Source organism: Kitasatospora sp. NPDC093558, assembly GCF_040683475.1.
Taxonomy (GTDB): Bacteria; Actinomycetota; Actinomycetes; order Streptomycetales; family Streptomycetaceae; genus Kitasatospora.
In genome coordinates this window covers 1-1254 of the sequence record NZ_JBFBDY010001256.1, presented here as the reverse complement: position 1 = coordinate 1254, position 1254 = coordinate 1, and the positions used below count along the sequence as shown (strand labels likewise).

General features: G+C 76.1%; 1 protein-coding gene and 1 pseudogene. Both read left to right on the top strand.

Features of this window, described 5'->3' with window-relative positions:
- The coding region (locus AB0O00_RS40155) for an ATP-grasp domain-containing protein (protein WP_363659606.1) at positions 1-595 on the top strand (595 nt) is incomplete at its 5' end.
- Between the two features lie 211 nt (positions 596-806).
- Positions 807-1254, top strand: a pseudogene (locus AB0O00_RS40150) (hypothetical protein); the annotation flags it as partial.

Below are 1254 nucleotides of genomic sequence, written 5' to 3'. Positions count from 1 at the left end.
GGCCGCGACCGTCGCGGACGCCTGGGCGCTCGACCGGCCGACGTTCGTCAAGCCGCCACGGGACAAGTCCTTCCCGGCGGACGTCTACGCCGACGGCTCCCGGCTGCCCGCCGGCCTGGACCCGGCGACGCCGGTGCTGCTCTCCGAAGTGGTGACGTTCGCGGCCGAGTACCGGCTGTTCCTGCTGGACGGGCGGATCGCCACGGCGAGCCGGTACGCGGTATTCGGCCGCCTCGACCCGCGCCCTCTCGACCCGCGCCCTCTCGACCCGCGCGCGCTCGGCCCGGACCCGCTCGGCCCGGACCCCGCCGCCGCGGAGATCGCCGAGTTCGTCGCCCGGCTGGTCGCCGCGGCCGGGCTCACCCTGCCGAGCGCCGTCGTCCTGGACGTCGGACAGCTGCTCGACGCCTACCGCCCGGGCCACCGCTGGGCCGTCGTGGAAGCGAACATGGCGTGGTTCTCGCACGCGTACGCCGCAGACCCGGCGCGCGTACTGGACGTGGTGCTGCGCGCGGCCGGCCCGCGCGAGCACGTGCGGCCGCAGGACCTGCCGTTCGTCCGACCCCTCGGAAACCCCGGGCACCTCGGGCAGTGAGAAGGGCCGGACACCTCACACACGGACCAGAGGTGAAGCGTGATGTGTGAAGCGAGGGGGCGGAACCGCGCAGCCCGATCCCTCGTCAACAACGGTGGCCGGTCGCCCGAACCGGCCTGACCGGGGGAAACGTGCTGATGTCGCTGCGGTGGACCGCCGCGCGCCAACCGTGGCCGAACCCGAACAACCGCACGGCGAAAGGCCACCCCACATGACCACACACACCGACGGCACCACCGACGGCACCACCGAGCAGCCCCCGGCACAGCCCCCGGCGCCCCCCGCCGACCCCGCGGTGTCGCGCCGGCGCCTGCTGCGGTTCGGGGCCGGCGGCGCGGGCGGGCCTCCCTTGCTCGGGGCCGGCGCCGCGGGCGGGAGGCTCGCCGGGTGGCGGCCCGGCGGGGTGGGGCTGAAGAAGGTGCTGGGGATGACCGGCACCGTCGGCAGCGTGCCGGACGCGGCGCCCGGCGCGGTGCACGTCGAGAAGGTGCGCTCGGCGGCGCGGGGCCGCGAGGTCACGATGGTGACGATGCTCCCGCCCGGCGCCACGGCGAGCACCAACCTGCCGGTGTGCGTGCTGCTGCACGGACGCGGCAACGACGCCCAGGGCATGGTGGCCCTCGGCACGCCGCAGTTCCTGGCGGCCGCGGTCAAGGCCG